The sequence below is a fragment of the Saprospira sp. CCB-QB6 genome, from assembly GCF_028464065.1.
Taxonomy (GTDB): domain Bacteria; phylum Bacteroidota; class Bacteroidia; order Chitinophagales; family Saprospiraceae; genus Saprospira.
Map to the genome: position 1 here is coordinate 760,092 of NZ_CP116808.1, position 24,641 is coordinate 784,732.

The 24,641-nt window shown below is 41.5% G+C and carries 23 protein-coding genes and 1 tRNA gene; 13 read left to right on the forward strand and 11 right to left on the reverse strand.

Going from position 1 to position 24,641, the window contains the following annotated elements; all coding sequences use genetic code 11:
* Nucleotides 1–37: 37 nt before the first annotated feature.
* Nucleotides 38–493 (forward strand): hypothetical protein, encoded by a 456-nt coding sequence (locus PPO43_RS02905; RefSeq protein ID WP_272620299.1) that lies wholly within the window; start codon nucleotides 38–40, stop codon nucleotides 491–493.
* A gap of 115 nt (nucleotides 494–608) precedes the next feature.
* On the opposite strand, the gene PPO43_RS02910 is transcribed toward PPO43_RS02905, so the two are convergent.
* The 4 genes from PPO43_RS02910 to PPO43_RS02925 form a co-directional block, all read right to left on the reverse strand.
* A complete protein-coding gene (locus PPO43_RS02910) occupies nucleotides 609–3,008 on the reverse strand; it encodes an AAA family ATPase (protein ID WP_272620300.1) in 2,400 nt (799 codons plus the stop codon).
* A gap of 466 nt (nucleotides 3,009–3,474) precedes the next feature.
* A tRNA-Phe gene (locus PPO43_RS02915) sits at nucleotides 3,475–3,547 on the reverse strand.
* Between the two features lie 340 nt (nucleotides 3,548–3,887).
* Nucleotides 3,888–4,694, reverse strand: a complete 807-nt coding sequence (locus PPO43_RS02920) for a hypothetical protein (RefSeq protein ID WP_272620301.1) — start codon at nucleotides 4,692–4,694, stop codon at nucleotides 3,888–3,890.
* Nucleotides 4,695–4,703: 9 nt separating this feature from the next.
* A complete protein-coding gene (locus PPO43_RS02925; protein WP_272620302.1) occupies nucleotides 4,704–5,501 on the reverse strand; it encodes a UDP-2,3-diacylglucosamine diphosphatase in 798 nt (265 codons plus the stop codon).
* A 471-nt stretch (nucleotides 5,502–5,972) separates the two neighbouring features.
* On the opposite strand from PPO43_RS02925, the gene PPO43_RS02930 reads away from it, so the two are divergent.
* Nucleotides 5,973–6,863 carry a hypothetical protein gene (locus PPO43_RS02930; RefSeq protein ID WP_272620303.1) on the forward strand — a complete coding sequence of 297 codons (891 nt, stop codon included), beginning with the start codon at nucleotides 5,973–5,975 and terminating at the stop codon, nucleotides 6,861–6,863.
* 362 nt (nucleotides 6,864–7,225) lie between these two features.
* Here PPO43_RS02930 and PPO43_RS02935 read toward each other — a convergent pair whose 3' ends face one another.
* Nucleotides 7,226–7,804, reverse strand: a complete 579-nt coding sequence (locus tag PPO43_RS02935; protein ID WP_272620304.1) for a hypothetical protein — start codon at nucleotides 7,802–7,804, stop codon at nucleotides 7,226–7,228.
* A 401-nt stretch (nucleotides 7,805–8,205) separates the two neighbouring features.
* Between PPO43_RS02935 and PPO43_RS02940 the strand changes: the two genes are divergently transcribed.
* The 11 genes from PPO43_RS02940 to PPO43_RS02990 all read left to right on the forward strand — a co-directional run bounded on the left by PPO43_RS02940 (nucleotide 8,206) and on the right by PPO43_RS02990 (nucleotide 17,667).
* Nucleotides 8,206–8,829, forward strand: a complete 624-nt coding sequence (locus tag PPO43_RS02940) for a hypothetical protein (RefSeq protein WP_272620305.1) — start codon at nucleotides 8,206–8,208, stop codon at nucleotides 8,827–8,829.
* Between the two features lie 47 nt (nucleotides 8,830–8,876).
* Complete coding sequence (locus PPO43_RS02945; RefSeq protein ID WP_272620306.1) at nucleotides 8,877–9,422, forward strand: hypothetical protein; 546 nt, start codon at nucleotides 8,877–8,879, stop codon at nucleotides 9,420–9,422.
* A gap of 1 nt (nucleotide 9,423) precedes the next feature.
* Nucleotides 9,424–10,185, forward strand: a complete 762-nt coding sequence (locus PPO43_RS02950) for a class I SAM-dependent methyltransferase (RefSeq protein ID WP_272620307.1) — start codon at nucleotides 9,424–9,426, stop codon at nucleotides 10,183–10,185.
* Nucleotides 10,186–10,411: 226 nt separating this feature from the next.
* Entirely contained in the window at nucleotides 10,412–10,780 is a 369-nt protein-coding gene (locus tag PPO43_RS02955) for an RNA recognition motif domain-containing protein (protein WP_272620308.1), read from the forward strand.
* Between the two features lie 293 nt (nucleotides 10,781–11,073).
* A complete protein-coding gene (locus PPO43_RS02960) occupies nucleotides 11,074–11,337 on the forward strand; it encodes a hypothetical protein (RefSeq protein ID WP_272620309.1) in 264 nt (87 codons plus the stop codon).
* Complete coding sequence (locus tag PPO43_RS02965) at nucleotides 11,334–11,927, forward strand: hypothetical protein (protein ID WP_272620310.1); 594 nt, start codon at nucleotides 11,334–11,336, stop codon at nucleotides 11,925–11,927. The genes PPO43_RS02960 and PPO43_RS02965 overlap by 4 nt, the downstream gene beginning before the upstream one ends.
* A 48-nt stretch (nucleotides 11,928–11,975) precedes the next feature.
* Nucleotides 11,976–12,200, forward strand: coding sequence for a preprotein translocase subunit SecG (gene secG, locus PPO43_RS02970; RefSeq protein WP_272620311.1), 225 nt, complete (start codon nucleotides 11,976–11,978; stop codon nucleotides 12,198–12,200).
* Between the two features lie 219 nt (nucleotides 12,201–12,419).
* A complete protein-coding gene (locus tag PPO43_RS02975; RefSeq protein ID WP_272620312.1) occupies nucleotides 12,420–13,664 on the forward strand; it encodes a hypothetical protein in 1,245 nt (414 codons plus the stop codon).
* 41 nt (nucleotides 13,665–13,705) lie between these two features.
* Nucleotides 13,706–14,881: a TlpA disulfide reductase family protein gene (locus tag PPO43_RS02980; RefSeq protein ID WP_272620313.1), complete on the forward strand. Its 1,176-nt coding sequence runs from the start codon at nucleotides 13,706–13,708 to the stop codon at nucleotides 14,879–14,881.
* A gap of 233 nt (nucleotides 14,882–15,114) precedes the next feature.
* Nucleotides 15,115–15,834 (forward strand): YdcF family protein, encoded by a 720-nt coding sequence (locus PPO43_RS02985; protein ID WP_272620314.1) that lies wholly within the window; start codon nucleotides 15,115–15,117, stop codon nucleotides 15,832–15,834.
* A 321-nt stretch (nucleotides 15,835–16,155) separates the two neighbouring features.
* Entirely contained in the window at nucleotides 16,156–17,667 is a 1,512-nt protein-coding gene (locus tag PPO43_RS02990; RefSeq protein ID WP_272620315.1) for a GH3 auxin-responsive promoter family protein, read from the forward strand.
* Between the two features lie 71 nt (nucleotides 17,668–17,738).
* Here the strand turns inward: PPO43_RS02990 and PPO43_RS02995 are convergent, their stop codons facing one another.
* The 6 genes from PPO43_RS02995 to rplI all read right to left on the reverse strand — a co-directional run bounded on the left by PPO43_RS02995 (nucleotide 17,739) and on the right by rplI (nucleotide 24,631).
* Nucleotides 17,739–18,893, reverse strand: a complete 1,155-nt coding sequence (locus PPO43_RS02995; protein WP_272620316.1) for a vWA domain-containing protein — start codon at nucleotides 18,891–18,893, stop codon at nucleotides 17,739–17,741.
* 292 nt (nucleotides 18,894–19,185) lie between these two features.
* A complete protein-coding gene (locus PPO43_RS03000; RefSeq protein ID WP_272620317.1) occupies nucleotides 19,186–20,043 on the reverse strand; it encodes a DMT family transporter in 858 nt (285 codons plus the stop codon).
* 77 nt (nucleotides 20,044–20,120) lie between these two features.
* Nucleotides 20,121–21,548 (reverse strand): hypothetical protein, encoded by a 1,428-nt coding sequence (locus PPO43_RS03005; RefSeq protein WP_272620318.1) that lies wholly within the window; start codon nucleotides 21,546–21,548, stop codon nucleotides 20,121–20,123.
* 333 nt (nucleotides 21,549–21,881) lie between these two features.
* Complete coding sequence (locus PPO43_RS03010; RefSeq protein WP_272620319.1) at nucleotides 21,882–23,261, reverse strand: hypothetical protein; 1,380 nt, start codon at nucleotides 23,259–23,261, stop codon at nucleotides 21,882–21,884.
* The gene (locus tag PPO43_RS03015; protein ID WP_272620320.1) at nucleotides 23,236–23,979 is read right to left on the reverse strand and encodes a type III pantothenate kinase; all 744 of its coding nucleotides are present in this window, start codon (nucleotides 23,977–23,979) and stop codon (nucleotides 23,236–23,238) included. Before PPO43_RS03015 ends, PPO43_RS03010 begins: the two co-directional genes overlap by 26 nt.
* Before the next feature lie 127 nt (nucleotides 23,980–24,106).
* Nucleotides 24,107–24,631 (reverse strand): 50S ribosomal protein L9, encoded by a 525-nt coding sequence (gene rplI / locus PPO43_RS03020; protein ID WP_272620321.1) that lies wholly within the window; start codon nucleotides 24,629–24,631, stop codon nucleotides 24,107–24,109.
* Nucleotides 24,632–24,641 lie beyond the last annotated feature (10 nt).

Here is a 24,641-nt window from a genome sequence, read left to right on the forward strand (position 1 = left end):
AAGACTTAACTTTAGTAAGCAACTAAAAAAATAAGCCATGATTCAACTCAATCAAAAATTACAAGACTATAAATTGAGCAAAAAAATGCTCAAAGCTTTTTACGGCATTTCTTATCCCACCCTACGCAAACGCTTGCGCACTGCAGGCCTGCAGCATTTTATTGGCCGTAGAAAATTTCTCTTTGCCGAATTCCTACTCATTTTTAAGGCTTTGGGCCAGCCCCAACAAATCGAAAAAGAAATTGAGGAGCTCGCCTTTATTTATGAGCAACTCCTAAACCTTAGACTCCTCAAAGGCCAAAGCCAAAAAGCATTGCCCCAAAAAAAGAAGAAAAAACAAGCCCAAAACAAAAATCGCCCTGCATTACGGCCAATTTCTACGCCCTTGGTCCTCTGGCAAAACTTTTTGCAGCAGTATTATCAAGTACTGCTGCTGGGCTTGGAGCTCTTGTATGGAGAGAAAAAAGAAAAATGGCTGGCGGAGGTGGCGTAAGGGGAGTGAATATTTATCTGATATAGCTTTGAGAAGTGGGAAGTTCTAATGCCTATTCAAATTTTAGATGACTTGATAAAAGGCTTTGTATAAATACATTTTGTAGCGTCTGTTCTTATTTTTTATTTACAACCCAATTGTCAATAAACTCCTCGATATATTGCAAAATCGATTGCGCTTCCTCATAACTAACTGGAGATGCATAAGTATGCGCAGCCCCATCTCGCTTATCTATCAAAAACCTCATACGAGCTAAAAAATCTTCATTTAGGATACGATTTGGATCCTTAAATTTAGTATTGAGTTCATTTCGAACAACAAGAAACCCATTTGATGGCAAATTTGCATGTGAAATAATTCCTGGATATTGAAGTAATAAAGCAAGAGTATCCCACATTGCTAAATTGCCTAATTTTCCAGAAGAAAGGGATTGATGCCAGCGCAGTAAAGGATCTCCATTTTTATTTTTTGCAACTTCATACGATTGAATCATAAATCCCCAACCAACTAAAGAATCAGGGGTTGTTGTGTGTGAATAGGATGTACCAGTGCACAGGTTTTTACAATTCTCAAAGAAACATTTTAATTCAGCTTCAATGATACGTCCACATTGCACCGCAATAGCACTATAATCTGGATAGGAATTTCCAAAATTTGCAAACATGTGTTTTGCAGTTGCTAGCCAAGTTATACTAGTAGGAAGTACTTTAGTTTTATCTACTCCTAGTAGCCTATCTATTTCATCTAGATAATTTTGAATATTATTTTTATTCACATATTCATCTAGCCCATCTTCAAGTTGCTTTAATTTTGTTTCTCTCTGAATATTTAACAAACTTAATTCTAAGTTATCATGCTCATCAAAAAAACCAGAGTCAAATGCCCCATAATCAATACTACCGTCTTTTTCAATTGCTATAGATTCTACTTGCTTTTTACCTTGTGCTTTATGTTTAGGATTTCGAAGATATAATATTTTAACATTTTCGGAAGAACCTTTATCTTTCACAACCAAAGTTTGAAACCGTCGAATTAGGTATTCGCTATGTGTTTCTATCAAAAATTGTATGTTAAACTTTTGGCTTGCCTCCCAAAATACCTCTGCTAAAAGCGATTGCCATTTAGGATGAAGATTTGTTTCAGGCTCCTCTAAAAAGAAAATACTTGGTTGGTAATTATCTTGAAAATTGTAGTTTTTTACAGCAAGTACTTCAATTTGAATAAAAATAATAATTAAGTTCATGACTCCATATCCAAAATCTATTAGGTCTCTTTTAGTCCCATCCTTATAAACTACCTCTACTCTAGAATAACCATATTTTGCACTACTTTTAATAAATAAGGAGTCAGCAATATCAAACTCTCTTAACCATTTTTCTATAAATGGTTCAAATAATGAAAACCTGTTTGACTCTACATATCTATCATAATCAAGTAAGGTTTGTCTAAAGGAACTATTGGTCTCAAAATAAATTCTCGAAGTATCTCCTCTGTTAGCTGACAAATAGACGCTTCTTTTAAAGAGAGAAAAAATTTCACTCCATGCTTTATCAAAAGCATCTAATATTAAATTACTAGACATATCGCTGTCTACATCTAAAGTAAATTCACTGTTAATAATTTTCCTTAGATAAAAAAATAGTATTTTGCCTTCGGTTGGAGCTTCTAGCATTGGTTCAAAATCTTTAGTTCGAACTGAAATTACTCCACTTTTTTCTTTACTTAGAGTTCCATCAATAATCGTTTTTAAATCATCAACACATTCTTTTTTTTTCAAAAACTGCATTAAGCTTTTTAGATTGAACCTATTTGCATCCAACTGTTCCTGCTTCGAATCAAATTTATCACTAAGGAATAAATCAAATATATCTACCCCCCAGCTAAACATACTTTTTTTATCATAGTCCTCGGTCCAGTGCTCTCGATATTTAGTGTAAAAATCTGATATTATTGTCAGGTTCTCTTGAAAGTATTTCCAGTCTATATTCCAATGTATGTATCCTTCTAAAAAGCCAATGAAATGATCATAGGTTTGACGATCATTATCGTATTCAGCCTTATTTACTTCCCAATCAGCTTCTGATTCTTCTTTATCAACTTTTTTATATTCTGCAGAAAATACTTCTACATCTTCTAATTTATCATGTATTGAAATCTTTGATAAAGTAGCTTGATAAGCATTAGTCTTACTAAAAGTTAATGATGTAAATAATGATTTAATTGACAAAAAAGGGAAAGGTAAAGATATTGTAACTCCATGATCTGTCTTCTCAAATAAAACATTATTTATATCTCCTAAAAAATGTCGATCTCCTGAAAATTCTAAATCAAAAACAGAAGACTCTCTATATTTGTTAATACTGTCCTCTAACATAATTAGAGCCTTTAATATCGAACTCTTACCTGAGTTATTCGCACCAGTAATTAAAGTAATAGGAGCAAGTTCTTCTAGAAATCCTTCTTTGTCATCAAAGACTCTGAAGTTTTTAATCCCAAATAGTGATAAATGTTCCATTGGTTATATATAAGCTTAAGCTAAGTTTTAAAAATTTAAACAGACAACCTACCTACGCTCATACTGTGCAGGCTTACGACTATACTTTTTAGTATAAAATATCTGTGCTTCTTTCTTATCTCTTTTGTAATTCAATAGTTCATTATACAACTTTTCTGCATTTTCAACCTTACATTACTATCCTATTTTTGGAGTAAGAGCAAGAGACGCAACCATTTTATAAAAAGGGTTAATGCCTAACACTATTTCCACCCGCAAAAATTTTTTTCTTTTTTTCTTCGGCAATTTAAAGACAACAATTTTTTTCTAAAATAAATACAGCCAAGATATTTTACTGGCCACAAAAAAAGGGCAGCAAAAACATTTAGTTTTTGCTGCCCTTCCCTATTTGAAAGCCGCTAATTGAAAGGCCGCTGCATTTTTTGCACAAAAAAAACCTCTAAGCCTAAACTTAGAGGTTTTGAAGTGGTTTCGGGCGGACTCGAACCGCCGACACACGGATTTTCAGTCCGATGCTCTACCAGCTGAGCTACGAAACCAGCCGTTTGCTTTGTCAGCGACACAAATATAGGACATCTATAGGCAGAAAAACAAATTTTATCCGCAAAAAAATTAACCGCAAAATATAGTCTCCTGATTATGAGACAGAAAAATTTTATTTTTTATCCAAAAAAGAAAAATAGCTCCATTTTTCCACCCGATTAAAGCAAAAGCCTACCGCCAGGCAACAATGGGCTGAGCGCTGCGAAAGGGTGGCCGAAGGCCAGACCCAGTTTTTTGAGCGCAGCGAAAAAAACGCAGGGCCGAGCAGACCTGCGAGCCCTGCAGCATAGCGACCCAAGGCCGTAGGCCGCAGGGGCTGCCCCAAAAAATAAAAAATTATTCCTCCCAACGATACACTCGTATTTCATTTTCGTAGGCCAAATATAAACGGTAAGCCTGATAACGCAAGGCTTTGAGGCCCTCTGTGGGAATGCCCGACTTTTTTAAATCAATTTTTCGCTGCTGAAAACTTTGAAGATGAATGCGCTGCCAATACTGCTGATGATCCAACCAAGATAAATAAGGGCCCGTGAGTTGTATGCTGCGCGCATCGGGCAAAGGAATTTTGCGCAAAAAATTGCCGAATAAATCGAAGAGGTATAAAGCGCGGCCCTCTTCCCAAAGCAATAATTTATCTTGGCTCTCCCAAAGACGGCTGGGCAAAAAATCATCTCGCAAAATGGACCATAATTCGGCCGTTTCGATTAAAACTTGGCCATCGGGCCCCATTTTTTTGAGTTGGAAGTCAATTGCATCGAACAACCAAATTTTTTGGTCCGAACTACCCGAAAGCGCATCTACCTGCAATAAATCCCAATCACTGAGACTTAGGGTTTGCATTTGGCCCAATCTGCGGTCCAACAATAAAACTTCTTGAAAATCGGAAAAGAAAATAAGGGGCTGAAACGGATTACTCACATCCAATTCTTGAATTGCGCCCCGATTGTTTTGGCTAAAACTGTATAATTTTTGGCCCTCGCCATCGTATTTGTCTATTTTTTTGCCATCCGCCGATACTATATATAGTTGTTGCAGATGATCGAGGCGAATCAAACTACTTTTTTGCGGAATGCTCCAAAGTAATTCTTGGCCCTGAGCCCAAAAAGAGAGGAAAAAAAAGAAGAGCAGAAAAAAATGGCGCATAAAAAGGGATTAAGTCGGAAGCTCGGACAAATTTTGCGGCTGCAAAATTGCTAAGCCCTCCGGATGTTCAAAATAATGCAAACGCAACTTTCCATCTTCTAAACAAGCAAAAGTGGGCTGCGAAAACCAATCGCCCAAGTTAATATAACGGCGACCACTTTCATCTAAGCACAGGTCTTGTGCCAAATGTCGGTGGCCAAACATAAAAAAATCAACTGCTGGGCAACTCTCTTTTTTTCGCTGGCAATATAAAATTAACCACTCTTTTTCAGTGCCTAAAAAATCTTGGGGACCATCTTGGGCCGCTCGGCTAGAATGCGAAAAAAATTGCGCTAAAGCCGCTCCAATATCTGGATGCAACCAGCGAAATAACCACTGACAAAAAGAATTTCTAAAAATTTTCTTGATGAATTTGTAGCCATGATCGCCTGGCCCCAAGCCATCGCCATGCCCAATCAAAAAGTTTTGGCCTTGCAAACAAACTTGAATTGGATCACGATAAATTTTTGCACCTAATTCTTTTTCAAAGTAATCAAACATCCAAACGTCATGATTACCCGTAAATAAATGTAAAACTACTCCCCGATCGGCCAATTGCGCCAATATTCCCAAAGTTCTCAAAAAACCTTTGGGCACCACCGTTTTATATTCAAACCAAAAATCAAATATATCGCCGACCAAATACAAGGCTTCAGCCTCTTCGTCTGCTAAAATAGTTTGTAACCAACGAACAAATTGTCGTTCCCTTTTTGCCGAATTGGCTACTCCCAAATGAATATCTGAAGCAAAATAAATACGCGCTGACATGATTTTTATAGCTGTTTGCCGCAAGATACCAAAAAGCAATGGCGAGTTCGATATAGATTCCTTAAAATAAAGCCTTGACTAGAGCCGTTAAAATTGAACTCATTTAGAAATAGTCTTCTTATAAGAATAGAATAATAATTAACCATTTTTTGGCCGACTTCCTTTTTTATCAAAAAAAACAAGCAGAAACTATAACGAATCAACCTTCAAGAGTAAAGACAATTATTGTTCACTGAATTCATTAAGCCTCAATCCCTAAGCTTATTAAGTAATTGCTAATTGTGACCTCAGCAAAAAAATCGCATCACATTTATAGCTTTTCTTCCGTTTCTTTGCAGACGAAAGCAAGAACAAGAAGAGTTACTAAAAATGAGCCCATAAAAAAACACCTTGGCTTTCTATCCCCCTCTACTGTTTTGGCGCCTTTTTCGCAGCTAAATAGTTACCATTCAAAAAAAATACACTACTACTATGAATTTGAGCATGAAGCAGCCCTTTCTGCAGCTTGTTTATTTGGGCGCCATGATGAGCCTACTGTACATCAGTTATTTCCCCGGCGATTCTGGTTTTGCACAAAAAATTGCTGCCGAAAGCTTAAGCATTATGTTTGGGCTTTTTCTCCTTGGCGGAATTTTTCTTTTTTTCAAGCGACCTTATCTTATGTTGCAATCTTGGCTGGCCTGTATTTGTTTTTGCTATTTTCTAAAAGGAAGTAGCGATAGCTTTTACTACGCCTCTGCACAGCAGCAAGAACCCATTTTTCAACTCTTACAGCTTGATCTCAAAAAAGTTTCTCCTGAAGAAAAAACGATTTTATTAGAAAACTTGGCCAATTTGGAGGCCGATTTACTCTATCTGCAAGCCGACCAAAGCGCAAATAGTTGTTTGCAATTGCTCGATCAAAAATATGCCTATAAATATGATTTAGCGCAAGAAACTTCTACCGTTTATAGTCATCGCCCTTTGTTGATCGATTCGAGTAACTGGGGGTTTGCGCCCGTTTTGATTGACACCCAAGCGCAAATTCGCCTGCTTTGTTTGGCCAACAATCAAAAAGAGCCGCTCAGCCAACAAAAGTTGCAGCAACTCACTCAAAATTCTACTTCAATAAATAGTAGCCCACTTTTTTTGGTGAGTTGGAATAGCAAGCTTCCTTGGTCCGAAGAACTTCGCAACCTTCGCCAAAGTTTAGAGTTAGAAGACAGCCGACTCGATATTAACTGGCAAACAGAGGGGCAGCATATTTTTCACTCCAAAAATTTGCGTTGTCTCGAACTAGGCTCGCCAATTGAAGCCCGTTCCTTATTTGGGCGCTACCAAATGCAAAAAACAAGCAGCACTGCCGCCGCTTCTTATTTATAAAGTCTCCGTTTTTTAGGACAGCCCTCAAAGCCAAGCTTTTTTAAGTTTGGCTTTTTTTTTGTTCTTTTTTGGGGCCTCCGCTGCGGCTTCGCCTTGCGGCGCTACGCTTTGGGGCTCGCTGTTCGCTCGGCCCTGCGCAAAAAAACAAGTTTTTTTGCTGGGTCTGCGGCTACGCCGCACTGCTGCGCATCGCTAGGCCGCACAACTTTAGTTTTTTCTCTGGTCTTTTCTCTTCGGCCCTTAAATCCCCCTTTCAAATAGCGGCTTTCAATTAGCAACTAGGATCAAAAGGCATTGATTTTTTTCAGTTCAAAAAAAAGCTAAGGTGAAAAACAGGCTGCTATTTTGGTCAAAAAATAAAATCAGTCCTCCAGCGCATACAAAATATCATTGTTGATGAGCAGCAGCTTATAATTTTTGTCTGCCATATATTTTTTAACTGTGTGAATGAGGTGTTTAGATTGTTTTTTCATCCAGAGGTTCCAAAAAATTAGCACATAATATTTTTCTTCTGTTTTTAGGGGATAGGGTTTTAGCAAAAGTTTTAGTCCAGCCATACAATTTTTAGGATCAATATCAGAGTTTGGAGGAAATTGATCCAACTTTCCATGAGCCGACCAATTGAGTTTAGTTAAAGTAGGTTGCGCATAGCAATTGATATGTCCCGCCAAATAATTTAAATCGGCATCAAAATAATGGACCTGTAGTGGTTGAAATAAATTTTTGACCGTTGCCGAATCGCTACAGCTATCTATAGCATAATAATATAGGCTGTATAAATTATCTTTTAGAATAATGGATTCATCGGGCTCGAAACTAGCGGCGAACTGGGCAATTTCTTCTTCATCAAATGCTCGTTCTTTAATTCCGTATAGAAAACGACAAGCGCTAGAAAAAAACAGGAGCAAAAAGAAGCTTAGATAAAAATAGTGCGGTTTCATTTATTAGATTTTAGGGGCTTGGGGCAAAAGTCTTCCCTTTTCAATTAACGGCTTTCAATTAGGGGGCGGCAGAAAAAAATGTTTTTTTTCTGCCGCTTTTTTTGGGCCCAAAAAAAAGTGCGGCCATTTATTGGCTGCACTAAAAAAATGAGAAAATTATAGTTGAAGAGAAAAACGGCCCCGAAAAATGATTAAATTGAAAAGTGGCCGAGCTTTTAGCGAAAAAGATTGGCGAGGCCAAAGATTGGCCCAGCGCTGCGCAGCGGTGGCCGCAGGCCAGACCGAGCAAAAAAACTTGTTTTTTTTGCGAAGGGCCGAGCGAATAGCGAGCCGCGGAGCATAGCGGCGGCCAGCTTTGCTGGCCGCGGGCCCCAAAAAATTCCCATCATAAAAAAATCCTCATGAAAAAAACGAGTCTATTTTTAGTGGCATTGAGTTTAGCGAGCTTTTTTGTGGCTTGTCAGGAAAAAGAGCAGCCCAAAGCGACACCAGTAAAGCAAGAAAGTGCGGACAGCAGCCAGCAAGAGCAGCCCAAAAAACAAAAAGGCATAGATGAAAAGTATAGAAAATGGATGGAGGCGCAATTTGCGGCGGGAAAAGCTTGTCCGGAATCCGATTGTAATCCAGAAACTTGGATGAAAAAAATTGAGGCGGGCGAAGAGGCTTGCAATACAGGTTTGGCAGATTTGGCGCCTAAATGGATGCAAGCGGATATAAATGGCGATGGAATTATGGATGCGGTGGCCAATGTGCCGCTTTTGCAGTGTGATGGAGGAAAAAGCCAGGCGACAGCGGTGCATCTTTTGGTTTTTCTTTCGGATGGGCAAGGAGATTTTGCGGTATTAGATGATCCGAGTATTTTGCGCAAGGGGGCATCTGTGGAGCGTATAGATAGTTTATTTGCGGATGGTCGTTTACAAATGTATTATGGCGATTTTGAGGAAGCGGATCCGCTTTGTTGTCCGTCGGTAGAAGAACGCCAGCAATTTAAATACGAGGCGGGATTATTTAAATTATTAAAATAAAACCCTTATGCTAAGGTGCAATTTTCAAAAAATAAAAAAACGGTAGCATGGACGCCCAGAAAAAATTAAGCATTCATAAAATTTGCAACTACTTTACGGGCTATGAGCTAATCAATTACATTTATTGGCAAGAGCAGTTGGTAGGCAAGGGAAAAAGTTTGTTGTCTAAAAAATCGGCTGTTTCGGAAAGTTTGCCTCAACTTTGGATACATAATAAGGAGAAAGGCCAGCAATATGATCTTTTAGCGCAATTGGATTTGGCAGAGGGGGAATATGCAGAAGGTTTTTTGATTCAGCATTTAGATTTTGCGGATGAGCGTTCTTGGCGTTTTAATGGCTATGCTTATCAGCCGCATATATTAAATGACTACAATTTTATGCACAAAGACTTTTTGGAGGGCCAAATTTTGGTTTGGAGTCGGGCCGAAGAGCAAAGGCGTTTTTGGTTATTAGATAGTTTGGGTAAAAAGCATCAGTTATTGGCAACTGCTGCGCGGGGGAATGATTGGAAAATAGATGTGCGTAGTCGGGAGCTTCAAATTTATCAGTTGGATTTGGAAAAAGGATTAGTCATTAAAACCGTTAAATTATAAAATGCGAGATTGGGTAGCCGAATTTTATAAAAAGCAGAATGATTGGCTGGGCGTTTATTTGGGTCCGGTTTCAGAAGACGATCATCGAAGAGCGCAGCGTTTGCAAGACTTGGCAGAGCTCAATGGGAAAAAAAGAGTGCTTGAATTGGGGGGAGGTGGTGGACAAACGGCTTTGGCGATAGCGCAATTGGGGCATGAGGTAGATATGGTAGAACTTTTGGAAAGTTCTGCAAATTGGGCCAAAGAATTGGCGGAGCAGCAGGCGCAAAGTCGTTTACAAATCATTCAGGCTGATTTTTATGATTGGGAAGGGCCTGAAAATTATTACGATCTCATTTGCTACTTTGATAGTTTTGGGATAGGCAGTGATTTGGAGCAAAAAGAGTTGCTCCAAAAAATGTATAATTGGTTGGCGCCTGATGGTTTAATCGTGATAGAGGTGGGTGCGAGTTGGTATTGGTCGGGCCAAGCTTGGGGACAAGAATATGATTTTGAGTTGGGGATTCGTCGGCATGAGTTTGATCCTATTGGCTGCCGTTTAATAGATAAATGGTGGCTAAAAAATAGTCCTGAAGAAGTTTATCAGCAATCTTTGCGTTGTTATACGCCTGCAGATTTCGAGTTATTGCTAGAAAACATTCCATTAAAAATCAGCAAATTACAAACGGGGCCAGCTTTTGATGAGGAACAAAATATAGTACAAGAGCAGGCGGATTGGGTCGATTGTATGACTTACTTTGTTTGTTTACAAAAAGAAAGCTAAAAAAGTTGGACAGACCAAAAATAAAAACCTATCTTGTGCATACGCTTTTGCTTTGACCGGCAAACTGGTAAGCTACGATAAGGTAAAAATTAGGTTGTAATAAGTGTTGTATTAGCTTTTGTGAGTGCCTTTTTTCTTTTGTTGTTATCTCCCCTGTTTTGGTCTTGGGCCCTAGGCCGCAAAGCTCTTACATTACATTTTATTCATTCTATTTAATATTTTTTCTATGAACATTTTCGTAGCGAAGTTGAACTTCAGAACTACTTCTGAAGAGCTTGAAGAGCTGTTCGCACAGTTTGGTACTGTGGATTCTGCAAAAATCATTATGGACCGTGAAACGGACCGCTCGAAAGGGTTTGGCTTCGTTGAAATGCCCGATGAAGAGGACGGACAAGCTGCTATCGACGCTTTGAACGAAACCGAATTCCATGAGCGCACTATCGTTGTTAAGAAAGCTCGTCCCCGTGAGGAGCGTCCTCGTAACAACAACCGTGGCGGCAATCGTGGCGGCTATGACCGTGGCGGACGTGGTGGTTACGACCGTGGAGGTCGTGGCGGTTATGATCGCGGAGGTCGTGGTGGTTATGACTACTAAACGACAACATCTTCTAATATAGTTAGCACAGCTAACTGATAGAAACAACTAGGCAACTCCTTTTTTAGGGAGTTGCTTTTTTTGTTTTATTTTTTGGGATTGCAATTTTTAATAGCCCCTAATTCTGCGCTCTTTTAGCAATATGTTTTAGTAGCTTTAGGCAAATAACCTACAATTTAAAAATGGGGAAAATGCAATTTGTTGGCAAAAAGTTTATTTTGTAAATTTACCATCTTGAAGTTGCTAAGCATGCCTGTTTTTAAAGCTAATTTACTTCCCAAAACATTTAAGACATGACTGCTGAGCAACTCCAACAACTTATTGCAGAGCCAGAAGCCTTGAAAAAGACTAGTTACGAAGAACTTGAGCAGCTTTTGCTCAACTATCCTAGTTCTAGTTTACTTCGGGCCTTGCTCCTTATTAAGTTGGGCCAAAACCAAGGCCGCAATTATTACAGACAGCAGCAACTTTTTGCCTTTTATGATCCAAAAATAAAAGGTTTGCGTAGCAAACTTTTAACAAAAGGCCTAAAATTGCAGAGCAAGCGTAGCCTATGAGAGAGTATGTAGAAGGCCCTTTTCAAGAGGAGCCCCAAAACAACATTCATCCAAGGCAAGGAAAATCTTTGCTAGAGCGGTTTTTGCAAGAAAATGCAGAAGCTCTAGGTGAACCCTTGCCCAAAGATGAACCTATAGGCGAAATTCCAATTCCAGACCGCAAAAAACGTTTTAAGTTCTTGAGATTTCCAAAATTAAAAGCCCTGCTCGACCAACTTCAAGAGGAGGACCAACAACCCGCAGATGGCTATATTATTACTGGCGATGAGCAATTGCCCCAGCCAGAACATATTGAGGTAGCTGCCCAAGAGCAGGATGACACCCAAGAGTTTTTGGACAAAATTGATCAAAAACTGATTGACCTAAGAGCCAACCGCAAGCAGAAAAAAAAGACGAACTCTGAACAGCTCGAAGAAGATATCCAACAAAGTATATTAGCTGATAATCAATTAGCCTCTGAACGTCTAGCAGAAATTTTGGCCCAACAAGGAAAAAAAGCGGAGGCAATTGCAATGTACCAGCGCCTAAGTTTGAAATTTCCTAAAAAAAGTCTTTTCTTTGCCGAGAAGATTAAAGAACTCTCTCTCTAAGAAGAGAAGTCTATCCATTAGAAGCCTACTAATAGTAAGATATAAATTATGACACTGCTCACTATCCTCATCGCCCTGATTGCATTGCTACTTATTCTCGTTGTTATGGTCCAAAATCCTAAAGGAGGAGGACTCAACTCGGCATTTGGTGGTACTCAAGAAGCCCAAAAAATTATGGGCGCTTCTAGATCAGGCGACATCCTAGTAAAGGTAACTTGGACGCTAGGCGGCCTACTTATGCTGCTTACCCTCATTGCTGGCCTCATTGTCTAGGTTTTAAGATTGATTGTATTCATAATAAGCACTAAGCCCCGTTTTTCGGGGCTTTTTTTGTCCCTAAACTTTAGTTTTGCTCCTTTTGTTAACGGATATTAGACTAGATTATCAACCGTTTTGCTAACTAAAGAACCTTAAGCAAATTAACAGGCTAAACAACAGCCTCTTTGTTTATAAACTCATCCAACACCCCACCCCAATCAAAACGTTTTTAGCATGCGCAACTTTCTCAAAATACTGCTACGCATACTTCCCTTTTTAGCCCTGCTAGGCCTTGGCTTTTGGATCTTTTTGCAATTCTATGGTTCCAGAGAACAAGAAAGCTGGTTTTCTTCTCAATATTGGGGAAAAGAAAACAAAGCTCAAAGAGCTGCTGCCCAATATTTTATGCAAACCTATAAAGATAGTCTGCAGAGTAAAAATCTATCTCCAGCTTTTCTAAATTGGGCCAAAAATTATAGCCAAGATAGCTTGCAAATCTCCGCTTTAGAGGCAGAAGAAAAACTTAATATTCAACTGCTTCAGCGACATGTTCAGGCCCAAATAATCCCCAAACCTAGCAGTGTTTCTTTTTTACAAACACCCTATTATTGCCCACCTGATTCAACCACACTCTTAGCTATAGAAAAACAGTGGTTGCAAAAAAATACTCCTGATAGCATCCAGAAATGCTTGCAAGCACTTCCTATCTGCCAAAAAGCCAATCCTACTGAAAAAAATTACTTTCGACAACAACTCATTTTACTAATGGGAACAGATGTTCAAACTGAACTCCTTTTCTCTCTCTTTCAACAAGAACTCGATAGCCTCTATACCCAATTAGCCCAACTAGACAGTAATAGCCTCAACCCTAACTATTGGAGCCAACTCCAAAAACAAAAAGGCCGGTTAGATAGTCTACCCCATTGGCCTGCAAATAATGTCCACAGCCTCTTTTTACCTCCTTTCTATTCTAAAAATGGACAACTAGGCCTCCAAAAACTTCCCAAAACAATAGCCTGGCCCAATGCCTTACTCCCCCTAGCCCCCCTACTCCAAAAAAATACTGTTCAGGCTGATAGCCTTATCTTATCCCCCTTTCAAGCTCTCCCCTACCCCAACCTCTTCGAACTAAAAGCCGAAAATAAAACGGAAGAAAAAGCCCTCCTCTTTGCCCAAATATGGCAAACTAAACTCCTCCTTGCCGAACTAGGCTGGTACGACCAAAACTGGGATATTAAACAACTAAAAGACTTTTTAAAGCAAAATAGTCCCCTCCCAAACTACTTTCAAGAACAACTAATTCTCTATCTTCGCTCTTGGCCAGGCCAATTACTGCGCCCCAAACTCCAAAACGAAATCCTCCGAGAACTTGCCTATAAAATGACCAAAAATAACCAAACCCTAAATACAAAAACTTTCCTCCAGCAATATGCTGCGCTCCCCCTAGATCTTTGGGAAGAAGCCCTAGACCTTAAATAACCTACTTCATTTTAGCGACCACTTAAATAATTTGTCAAATTATGTATAAACTCTTTTTGCATAGCAGCCTGCTCGCCATCCTTCTATTTTTAGCCAGCTGTGGTGGCGAAAATAGCCCCGCAGTAGAAATAGAAACCCCCAATAACAATCCTCAAACTAGCGAAACGCAAAATAATAAGCCCGAAAAAGAAAAAGGCTTACCCATCCAAATTAGTGGAAGAATTGAAGGCGTAGCCCCCAACACCAAAATCTTCTTGGACCAAAGAGGAACCAATAGCGTTGAATCTCTCTCTTCTGTAGAAATTGACGAACAAGGCCAATTTTCTATCCAAGCAGAATTAGACCACCCCAATATTCTTCGCCTCCGCTTTGGCGCCCAATATATTTGGTTAGCCCTAAAAGGAAATGAAACCCTAACAATTGCCGCCAAAGTCAATGAAAAAGAACTCACAAGCATAAATATCGAAGGCTCCCCCTTCTCTAGCGAACTCAATAAACTCGTTCTGGCCAAAGCTACGCCCGAAGATCGAGCAAAATACCTACAAGATAAAACAGAAGAACAAGCACTAGTCAACCTATTTATCGTTGAAAGCCTAGATATTAACAAGCACTTGCCTCTCTACGAAAAGGTGCGTGACCAACTCACTAAAGTTTATCCAAACTGGAATTATACCCGCGAATTTAATAATCGCATTATACTTACCGCCCAAAAGAAACAACAACAACCCTTTGGCATCGGCAACCCTATGCCCGAAATCAAATTGCCCAATCCCGATGGAGAACAAATTGCCCTCTCCTCGCTTAAAGGCAAGGTCGTTTTAGTCGATTTTTGGGCCAGCTGGTGCGGTCCCTGCCGCCGCGAAAACCCTAATTTGGTGCGCACCTATAACAAATATAAAGACCAAGGATTTACCGTCTATAGCGTCTCTTTAGATGGACTCGATGACCGCAAAATGGCCTTTTTTAAAGGCAAAGGCGATATGCTCAAAATGCAGATGGAACAACAAAACCAACGCTGGAAACAAGCCATCGAACAAGATCAACTCGCTTGGCCCTATCATGTGAGCGAATTGCGCGGCTGGAGCAGCTTGGTCGCCCGCCAATTTGGTATCAATTCTATCCCCAGAGCCTTTTTGCTCGATAGAAATGGCGTGCTCCGCTATGCCGATGGCCTCCGTGGCCCCGAACTTGAAGCGAAGGTCAAAGAATTACTTTAATCCTTCTTCTTTTATAAGTTTATGAAAAGCTAGTGCTATTTTTAGTACTAGCTTTTTCTTTTTGGGCCCGCGGCCGCCCTGATTAGTGGGGCGGCCGCCGCTATGCTTCGCCGCTCGCTCTTCGCTCGGCCCTGCAGCCGCCTAAGGCGGCTTGGGTCTGGCCCTTCGGGCCACGGCTGCGCAGCGCTGGGCCTACTGGGCTTCGCCCAGTTCTACACGCAAAACAACTGCTGATGTCTTTCGATCGCTGGGATATTTTTGGCCTGCTGGCCATTCCCCTTTTTATTGTTTTTGGCCAAAGCTTTGGCCTGGCTTTTTTGGTCTTTTTACTTTTGGCTCTCCGCTGGGGAAAACGCATTTTAAAGCACTGGCCCAATTGGGGCAAACTCTATTTTTTGCTCTTTAGTTTGGGCTTTGCTTCTTGGCTAGGCTTTAGTTTTTGGCTAGTCAATGGCGTTTATCAACCTTTAAATGAAGATTTTCAAGCTGAATATATATTGGTCCTTGGTGCTGGCGTTCGAGCAGATGGAAGCCCCAAAAATCAATTGCGCTACCGCCTAGACAAAGCCCTTGAATTGGCCCAACTCTACCCTCAGGCCAAGCTCATTCTATCAGGTGGACAAGGAGCAGATGAGCCGTTAAGCGAAGCCCAAGCTATGCAAAACTATTTGGTCCAAGGAGGACTAGACAAAACACGTATTCACCAAGAAGAGCAATCTACTTCTACTCAGGAAAATCTAGATTTTTCGACCCAAAAGTTTCCCCAATTAAAAACGGCCCCCACGATTCTGCTCAGTAGTGACTATCATGTAAAGCGCGCTCGTTTTTTGGCCCAAAAAAAAGGCTTCCAAAATATTCGGGAGCAAGCTGCGCCTACCCCCTTTCTTTGGCTACTCAATCAACTGCCCAGAGAGTATCTGGCATTTCTTAAAGACTTTTTATTCTCTCTATAAGAAGACTAAAAAGCCAAAAACTTCACTATTTTAGCCGCTTCATCTATCCATCTCTTTTTTGCGTGTAGAGGCGAGCGCAGCGAGCCGGCCACAACAAGCCTTTTGGGCGCAGTTCGACGACCAAAGGGAGTAACCGATGTGAAAGGGGGGCCGAAGGCCAAACCGAGTTTTTGAGCATAGCGAAAAAACGAAGGGTCGAGCAGACCTGCGAGCCCTGAAACATAGCGCCGCAAGGCAAAGCCGCAGCGAAAACAAGGCTGAAAGTCGCAGTTCGACGACTGCAAGGAGTAACGCCCCAAAAGCCTATTTAAAAAGAAATTTATGAAGATACTGAATAGTCTTGTGCGTTTTGCATTTTCATTTCGGGCCAAAAAAATTCATTATTTCATGCAGCATCCGCATGAAGTACAGCAGCAATGGTTAAATCATTTGCTTGCCCGAGCAAAACAGACCCAATGGGGGCAAGAATTTGGTTTTCAACATATTAAAACACATAAAGATTTTCAGAAGCAGCTGCCTTTAACGGATTACGAGGCCTTAAAACCTTACATTCGGCAAATGATGTTGGGCCAAAAAGACGTGCTTTGGCCAGGGCAAACTTCTTGGTTTTCTAAATCTTCGGGGACAACCAACGACAAGAGCAAATATTTGCCTGTTTCTATGGAAAACCTCAAAAAATGTCATTTGCAGGGGAGTCATGATGCCTTGGCGCTTTGGTATCACAGCCAGCCACAAACGCAGGTAATGACCAATGCCAAAAGTTTGATCATGGGAGGAAGCTTAGAGCGTTTTGCAGAATTTCCAGAGAGTCAAATTGGTGATATTTCGGCCATTATGTTACTCAATATGCCTTTTTATGGCAAGTATTTTTATACGCCTTCTATGGAAACAGCCTTGATGAAAGATTGGGAGCAAAAAATAGAATTGATGGCCCATGAAATTTGTCGAGAAAACCTGACGACTATTGGTGGCGTGCCTACTTGGACCATTGTTCTCTTTCGGAAATTGCTAGAAATTACGGGCAAGTCGAATATTTTGGAGGTTTTCCCCAACTTTGAGGTCTATATGCATGGGGGCGTTAGTTTTGAGCCTTATCGGCAGCAATTTAAAAGCTTTTTGCCCTCGGAAAAGGTCCAATATCGAGAGAACTACAATGCTTCTGAGGGCTATTTTGCCAGCCAATACGATAGCAAGAATAAGGATATGTTGTTGTTATTGGACAATGGGGTCTATTATGAGTTTATGCCTTTAGATGAATTGGGTTCGGCTCAGCCAATAGTTTTGAGTTTGGCGGAAGTGGAATTGGACCAAGATTATGCTTTACTCATTAGCAGTAATGCGGGGCTTTGGCGGTATCAGATTGGCGATACCATTCGCTTTACGAGTTTGGCACCTTATCGCATACAAATTAGTGGGCGAACCAAGCATTTCATCAATGTTTTTGGCGAGGAAGTGATGGTCCAGAATACAGATAAAGCTTTAGCGATTTGTTGTGAAAAATGGGGTGCACGGATTAGTGAATATACCGTTGGTCCCATCTTTTTGGAAGAGGATAAGGGGGGACATGAATGGTGGATAGAATTTGAGCAGGAACCCAGTGATTTGGCGGCTTTTGCTTATGATTTGGACCAAACGCTACAAACGCTCAACTCTGATTATGAAGCAAAACGATATCGAAACTTGGCTTTACAAGCTTTAAAGTTGCATACTTTACCCAAAGGGAGTTTCCATGCTTGGTTAAAATCGAGAGGAAAATATGGGGGGCAACACAAAGTGCCCCGCCTATCCAATAGTCGAGAATATATTGAGGCCCTAGCTCAATTTGAGCAATAATTTGGGCAAAAAAAGAGGGCTACCGAGGATTCGGTAGCCCTTCTTTTTGGGGGAGACCTTAAGGTCAGACTTTATTTCTCAAAAATGAAGCCCTCTTTAGTGGCTTGTTCGCGAACGGCATTGAGCATGGCATCATCGAGGCTATTGCCCTTATCTGCGGCTTGTTTTTTCCGTTCCTCACTAATGTAAGTAGAGCGCTGCTTACTTAGTTCCTGAATTTGAGTTTGAATGCGTTCTCTTTCTTTCATTTTGGCTTCTAGGACCTCTTTACGCTTTTCTTTATCTAGGCCTTTAAGCTCCTCGGGTAGGGTTTCCTCTTCGGCTTCTAAAATGGCATCTTCATTTTCTTCATAGGCATCTACTGCATCCCAAGCTGAATTTTTATAGGCGCCAGAAGATTTGGAGATAGCGCGTTCGGCTAGGCTAAAGCTAGCGGCATTCATATCTTGTTTCTTTTGGCGAGCTTTCATTTCTGCTCCTTTGCTTCCTCCATAGCTCATATAAGTACGGTTAAGGCTATCGTTGAGGCGAAGAATTTCGGCATCTTGAGGCGCTTCGATATGAGCAATTTTTTCATTTTGATTGATGCAAAGGTATTTACCTTCGGCCCGATCGGCTCCATCTTTCCAAAATAATTGTACGCCTTGTTCACAGGCGCCGCAAAAAATAGTATTGACGACAATATTGCGTTTTACGGCTGCTTTACAAACTGCTTTATAGTTTTTTGGTCCTTGCGTAAAACGTTCGTTTCCAGCAATAAATATCAGTTTAAGATCTTCGTCTCGATCTGACCAATTCAAATTATCGAGGGCATCTTCTATGGCCCAACCACAATACTCAGAGCCGCCATTGGTACGAATTTCAAAAAGTTTTTCGGAAACGAGGTCCAAATCTGTAGTGAGTGGGGCCAGTTGTAGTAAGTAGCCGTTTTTGCTAGGGTGATTATCTTTCCCATATTCATAGAGGGCCAGCTCAATATTTGGGGCTTTGCCATCTTTGCGGCTACGGGCCAATTCATTAACAATTTTCCAGAGTTGGGCTTTGGCCTGTTCAATTAGGCCGTCCATGCTGCCGCTGGCGTCCAGTAGGAGCGCAATTTGAATTTTGGGTTCGGCTGTCTGTTGTCGGGATTTTTCTACTAGGGGTGCCGTTAGGGATGGTGTCTGAGCTTGGACTGCGCCAAAAGTGAGCAGCAGCCCAAAGACGAAAAAATGAAAAATTTTCATAGTGGGTAGTTTTTTGTTAGTGGGGAATCCTTTGGGCTTAATAGTCTTATTAGTAAGATGTAAGTAGTTGCCATTTTGGTGTTTAGGCTATTGTCACATTTTGGACCAAAATGGAAGGCGGTGGAGCCGCCGCAGAGGAGCGAAGCGCCTGGCTGAGGGATAGATAGTGGTGCGGCGCAGCCGCAGACCAAAGTTTTTGAGCGCAGCGAAAAAGCTGCAGGGCCGAGCGATCAGCGAGCCACGACATAGCCCGACCCGAGCGAAGCGAGGGGCAGCCCCAAAAGATCCTCCTCTAATTTTCTTTTAAACGATTTCTGGGCCAAAAGATGGCGCCTAGGATAAAAAAGGCGGCAAAGAGTTCTTCTATCCTTGGATATTCGCCCAATAGCAACATGGCCCAAAAGATGGCGTAAATGGGTTCTAGGCTAGCCATTAGGCTAACTTGTTCGGTACGTAGCCGGCCCAAGGCCCAAATGTATAAAAAGTGAGCGGCGGCGGTAAATACGAGGCCCAACAAGAGTAAATAAAGGTAGGGCAAAGGGCGGCTAGGCCAACTTTCTAGCCAGCCAAGTTGCCAAAAGGCAGCAAACAGAAAGGCCCCAAAATTTTGCAAAAAAGCGAGAGTATTAGCATCCAATTGCATTAAAGCTTTTTTATTGGTCCAGCTCAATAAGGCAAAAGAAATGGCGGAACAAAGTCCCCATCCCCAAGCTTGCACATATAATAAATCGCCTGCTTTTAGAGAGGGAATAAGCAGTAGAAAAACACCTAAAAGCAGCCAAAGCGAGCGCTTCATATCGCTAGGCGACCAAGCTCCTTGGCCAACTATGGGCCGCAAAAGAACCGTAAACAAAGGAAATGCAGCAAAGCTAATTACGCCTAGGGCCAGGCTCCCCTCTTGTATGGCCATAAAAAAAGACCACCAGTGCAGGGCCAAGAGAGCACCTAAACGCAGACTCAGGCTATAATTCTTTCTAATTAGGGTATAGGCATTGGGCAAAAAAAAGAAGAGGCAACAGGCGGCTAAAAAAGTGCGCCCCAGCAGCAATTGACTAGCCGATAAGCCTGAAAATCGAGCAAATAAACCTGCTCCACCAAAGAGCATTACGGCCAATTGTAGGCCCAAATTGGCCTTCGTTACTGTTTTCATTTTCTATATACATTAAAAAAGAGCCAACTACAGTTAGCAGTTGACTCTTTAGTAAAAATTCAAAACTTTAGTGCGATCTAGCGTCCGCGAATAGTTGTAGTTTGCTGAATCCAACAAGGTACCTTAATGCTTCCTCCCTCTTTGAGTTGACGCTGGAAGATCTCCGTTTTAGTTGGCATAAAGGCGCTATATTGAGCAATATATTTGTTGGCCTTAGCGGCTACAGAAGAATCCACAGATTTAGCTTTCACCCATTCGTCAATGGCAGGCCAAACACAAATCTGAGCATCCCAGCCCGTTCCTTTAGCGCTGCAGCGGCTACCGCTAGAAGCGTACATAATACCTACAAGCAAATAAGGTTCTCCCCAATTAGGGCGGAATTTAGAAGCCTTGCGACAATAGCTACGAGCAGAACCAAAATTGCCAGCACGGAAAAGACGATCTGCATAGCGATAAGCCAAATCTGCTTTTACTTCATCGCTTACCCAGCCCTCTCCATCAATAGCGTCAGGATAAAACTCCCAGGCTTTATTCTTGAGCTCCTCACTATTTTCACGAGCGCCTTTAGAGCGGTACATCAAAATTTTGGTATAGGCAGTAGTCGTGTCATTATTAAGGATTTTATCAAAGTTGGCCGCAGCAATACTATCTGCCACCTCTTCAAAAGCCTTTCTAACCTCCAAGTAAAACTCATCTTCACCACCACATTTCTTACCGATTACAGTCAAGATTTCGGTATTCTGCGCTTGGTTACGAGGATCTGCTTCAAACTTGGGGCGCCAGATTTTGGTATAGTAAGCACAACCAAAAATAGCATCTTTGATCGGCTCAAACTGCGCATCTACTTCCGCCCAAGCTTTTTTATAATCATCTTTGGGGTTCTTTTTGGTCAATTCCTCCAAAGTTGCATAAAGTTTACGCATATATTCGTCATCAATGCCTTCTACATTAGAGCGGAACGCATAGACGGTTAGCGTAGCCAAAGGGGTCATAATCATCGCTGGCGCTTTGTCTTTGCCCAACTCCAAACTGCGCTCATAAGCCTTGATAGTTTCCATCATAGGCGCCTGATTGGCATACATATAATAGGCCTGATAAGCACGGACCAAAGCATCTTCGCCATTACAGGCAGCATTTTGGTCATAAAGGGCTTTGCCTTTTTCAAACCATTCTTTTTTCTTCTCTGGATCAGTTTCTTGTCCAGCAAAATAAAAAGCCATTACGCCCCCATCCTCAAAGTGGCGAGTTTCTGCTCCTTTGGGTGCCTTCACGTACTGAAAAAGCTCCTCCCAAATAGGATAAGCCTCCTTATACTGCTGTTGATTAAATCGATCGCGATAAATTACGTGCTGTTGGCGGGCCGCTTTTCGACCTTTGGGATAACTCTCCCAGGTTGTACAATTATTGTCGGCTGCAGCATCTTGTGCATAAGCCGTTTGCAGGCTAAAGAGCCCTAGCCCTAGGAAGAGGGCCCACTTCATCATTTTTTTTGGATGCAATTTCATAATATAGCTTCTTTTTAGTTAGCTAAGGGCAAGGCCCTTATTCTTCTTTATTTAGCGGGTTTCTATTTGGGGCTGCCCCTCGCTTGGCTCGGGTCGGGCTGTGTCGTGGCTCGCAGTGCTGCTCGGCCCTTCGCCAGCAAGCTGGCTCGGTCTGCGGCTTCGCCGCACCACTTTCCATCCCTCAGCCTGCGGCGGCTTCGCCGCCTGTCCGCTGCAGATTTGGACAGCGGCCCCAAAAAACAACATTCTAAAGAGTTGAACAAAAATCTGCTCCAAAAAAGCCAGCTTAAACAGCTTTTTTCTTGTTTAGACTAGGCTTTTGCGAATAATGTTTTATCTAAACTTAGAACGACGGAACCAGCTACCATCATTAAGTGTAAAGGCCAGATTAAACTGCCAGTAATTCTCTCTGATCAGCTCGCTATGTCCCAAAAATCCATATTCTACGCCTAGTTGTACATGGCCCAGCAATGGCGATTTTAGAGGCTGTATGGGAAGTCCCAAGCCAAAAGCTATGCCATACTTCTGGAGCTGATAGTCATTACCTCCGCTCTCTATGCTCCGTGCATCTGTTCCATAAAAGAGCCCCGCACGATATCTAGCCCGCTTGAGTAAGTGTCTAGTTTTGTAGTCTGGCGTATACTCTGCACCCAATGCAAAGGTATAGCTATCCTCCATTTTAATGTTGTTGTTACTATGCGAAAAGCCAGAAGACCAAAGACTTTGCTCAAAGTTTAGCCCCAAACGCCAATGCAAGCCTTTGTTTAAAGCAACACCAAAACCATAAGTTAATGGCATTTGCATACTGCTCACAGCATCTTCTGTACTAATGATGGTGTCTCGAGCATAAATGGCGCCATAGCGAATAACTTTTTCTTGAGAAAGTAGCTGAATATTGCTACTTCCACTAGCATAAGCCCCTACCGTTAAACGTAAATCTTCAAAAAGAAGAGGTTGATCATCTAAAGGAGAAAAGAAATGTTCATACTGCAAACCAACATCCCAAAGCAGTCCAGAAGCATTCTCTTCTAACTGAAACTCTTCATCATAACCAAAGGTATAAACACTATCCTGAAAGTCGATATAGCTATTTTGGTAAAAGTTACCAAAAAGGTAGCCCAAATTTACCCCTGCAGAAAGTCCTTTGTATTTAAATCCATTGGACCAGTTGGCTCTAAAGCGCGTCCCCTCTCCTTCATATTGATACTCAATATCGCCAAATTGAGCATCAGAGCGTAAAATGCGTACATCATAAGCCATAGCACTATGTGGGAGTAAACTCAAGCCCATCCCCCACTGAATTGGAATTCCTTTACGGAGACTATCTGTTTCTGCCTCCCAAACTCGAGTGATAGGAAATGCAATAGAGAAATAAGTTAAGTTTCCATCATTGGCTGTAGCAGAAAGGCCAGAAGCCTTTTCGCTTAGATTTGAGCGCTTATAATAAATCCCCGTTTCAAGGGCGGTGGTTCGAAGATGCCCTAAAGAGGCAGGATTGGTAAGGTCTACTTCCCAAATGCTATTAAAGGTTGAGCTAAAGGCTCCTCCAGAGCTCTGCACAACTTGCAATTGGTTACCATAAAGATCTCCAAGGCCAAAACGAGAATAAGGCGAATTGGCTCGGGTATAATCTTGGGCAAAAAGAGAAGAGCTAAAAAAAAGGAGGGCAAAAGCCCAGCAGACTGCATTAGTCGGCAGTGTGTTGTTGCACATGATAATTTAAAATTTGATTGAGGCCCATGAGGACCAGATTGGGCACCTTGAAAAGTTGACTGCTCAGGCGCTTTTCAAAAAAATCGGCATCTCCCCCAGTAATCAATACCCTCAACTCAGGATATTCTTTCTGGTATTGGGCAATAAAGCCTTGCATCTCGTAAACGACACCAGACTGCACTCCGGTTTGTATAGAACTAAAAGTGGTATTCCCTATTTCCTGATCCAAATCTATCCTTTGGACCAATGGAAGCTTAGCCGTAAAATGCTCTAGCGCAGCAAAACGCATTTCTATCCCCGCTAAAATACTGCCCCCCAAGTAATTAGCTTTAGCTGTAATGAAATCGTAAGTAATGCAAGTCCCAGCATCAATAACGAGAATATCTGAATCCGGAAATAATTTATTCGCTCCAATTACAGCAGCAACTCGATCATTACCTAAGGTCTCTGGGGTGGCATAGCTGTTTTCTATAGGAAGCGGAAGTTCCCAATTTAACCGAATGAAATGTTGTAATTGACTACCGAGCTGCCGCTCAATCCGACTATTGCGTCGGCGCACAGAAGAGAGTATAGCTTGCTGAATCGGATACTTTTTCAAAACCTTATCCAACTTCCTTTGGCTAAAGCGCTCTCTAGTTATTAATTGCAATAACTCTCCATCCTCAGAGAAAACCGCCAACTTCGAGCGGCTATTGCCAATGTCAATGCAAAGATTCATATAAAAAATCAACTAGTTTTGGAAGGCCAAGATAACCATTTTCATTTGAAGCAGTTGGGCCTTTTTTGCCAAAAAAAAAGGCCACTACCCCATATAAGTAGTGACCTTTTAGGCGAAGAACAACAAATTACTCTGCAGTTTCTTCTGTATTTTCAGCAGCTGCTTCAGTTTGGTCTACGACCTCATCAGCAACAACAGCATTGGGATCATCATTGTATACCTCAAAAGTAGCTGTAGCACGTACATCTTTCATCAAAGTGATGATCGCATTGTATTTACCCAACATTTTTACCTCCTCAGGCATTTTGATTTTCTTCTTGTCTACTTCTAGACCAAAGCTTTCCTTAAGTGCATTAGCAATCTGTACAAAAGTAACAGAACCAAAGATCTTTCCGCTAGTTCCAGCTTTAGCTGCAATGCGAAGCGTAGCCGCCTCAATTTTGCCAGCCAATTCTTGAGCTTCAGCAGTCATCTTAGCCAAACGAGCTTCTTGCTCGCGGATTTGCTCCATTAGAGAGTCTTTGTTTTCTTTATTCGCAACGATAGCAAATCCCTGGGGGATGAGGTAGTTACGAGCGTAGCCAGGCTTTACAGTCACCAAAGTGTTGGCATAACCTAGGTTCTCTACGTCTTTGATAAGGATAATTTCCATAACAGGATCA

What these genes read in the sequence shown, in the direction of transcription:
- PPO43_RS02925 (WP_272620302.1), bottom strand. Translation starts at nt 5,501, where the DNA reads ATGTCAGCGCGTATTTATTTTGCTTCAGATATTCATTTGGGAGTAGCC.
- PPO43_RS03000 (WP_272620317.1), bottom strand. Translation starts at nt 20,043, where the DNA reads ATGAAAACAGTAACGAAGGCCAATTTGGGCCTACAATTGGCCGTAATG.
- PPO43_RS03005 (WP_272620318.1), bottom strand. Translation starts at nt 21,548, where the DNA reads ATGAAATTGCATCCAAAAAAAATGATGAAGTGGGCCCTCTTCCTAGGG.
- PPO43_RS02995 (WP_272620316.1), bottom strand. Translation starts at nt 18,893, where the DNA reads ATGAAAATTTTTCATTTTTTCGTCTTTGGGCTGCTGCTCACTTTTGGC.
- PPO43_RS02930 (WP_272620303.1), top strand. Translation starts at nt 5,973, where the DNA reads ATGAATTTGAGCATGAAGCAGCCCTTTCTGCAGCTTGTTTATTTGGGC.
- PPO43_RS03015 (WP_272620320.1), bottom strand. Translation starts at nt 23,979, where the DNA reads ATGAATCTTTGCATTGACATTGGCAATAGCCGCTCGAAGTTGGCGGTT.
- rplI (WP_272620321.1), bottom strand. Translation starts at nt 24,631, where the DNA reads ATGGAAATTATCCTTATCAAAGACGTAGAGAACCTAGGTTATGCCAAC.
- PPO43_RS02905 (WP_272620299.1), top strand. Translation starts at nt 38, where the DNA reads ATGATTCAACTCAATCAAAAATTACAAGACTATAAATTGAGCAAAAAA.
- PPO43_RS02990 (WP_272620315.1), top strand. Translation starts at nt 16,156, where the DNA reads ATGAAGATACTGAATAGTCTTGTGCGTTTTGCATTTTCATTTCGGGCC.
- PPO43_RS02920 (WP_272620301.1), bottom strand. Translation starts at nt 4,694, where the DNA reads ATGCGCCATTTTTTTCTGCTCTTCTTTTTTTTCCTCTCTTTTTGGGCT.
- PPO43_RS02985 (WP_272620314.1), top strand. Translation starts at nt 15,115, where the DNA reads ATGTCTTTCGATCGCTGGGATATTTTTGGCCTGCTGGCCATTCCCCTT.
- secG (WP_272620311.1), top strand. Translation starts at nt 11,976, where the DNA reads ATGACACTGCTCACTATCCTCATCGCCCTGATTGCATTGCTACTTATT.
- PPO43_RS02960 (WP_272620309.1), top strand. Translation starts at nt 11,074, where the DNA reads ATGACTGCTGAGCAACTCCAACAACTTATTGCAGAGCCAGAAGCCTTG.
- PPO43_RS02935 (WP_272620304.1), bottom strand. Translation starts at nt 7,804, where the DNA reads ATGAAACCGCACTATTTTTATCTAAGCTTCTTTTTGCTCCTGTTTTTT.
- PPO43_RS02945 (WP_272620306.1), top strand. Translation starts at nt 8,877, where the DNA reads ATGGACGCCCAGAAAAAATTAAGCATTCATAAAATTTGCAACTACTTT.
- PPO43_RS03010 (WP_272620319.1), bottom strand. Translation starts at nt 23,261, where the DNA reads ATGTGCAACAACACACTGCCGACTAATGCAGTCTGCTGGGCTTTTGCC.
- PPO43_RS02955 (WP_272620308.1), top strand. Translation starts at nt 10,412, where the DNA reads ATGAACATTTTCGTAGCGAAGTTGAACTTCAGAACTACTTCTGAAGAG.
- PPO43_RS02980 (WP_272620313.1), top strand. Translation starts at nt 13,706, where the DNA reads ATGTATAAACTCTTTTTGCATAGCAGCCTGCTCGCCATCCTTCTATTT.
- PPO43_RS02910 (WP_272620300.1), bottom strand. Translation starts at nt 3,008, where the DNA reads ATGGAACATTTATCACTATTTGGGATTAAAAACTTCAGAGTCTTTGAT.
- PPO43_RS02965 (WP_272620310.1), top strand. Translation starts at nt 11,334, where the DNA reads ATGAGAGAGTATGTAGAAGGCCCTTTTCAAGAGGAGCCCCAAAACAAC.
- PPO43_RS02950 (WP_272620307.1), top strand. Translation starts at nt 9,424, where the DNA reads ATGCGAGATTGGGTAGCCGAATTTTATAAAAAGCAGAATGATTGGCTG.
- PPO43_RS02975 (WP_272620312.1), top strand. Translation starts at nt 12,420, where the DNA reads ATGCGCAACTTTCTCAAAATACTGCTACGCATACTTCCCTTTTTAGCC.
- PPO43_RS02940 (WP_272620305.1), top strand. Translation starts at nt 8,206, where the DNA reads ATGAAAAAAACGAGTCTATTTTTAGTGGCATTGAGTTTAGCGAGCTTT.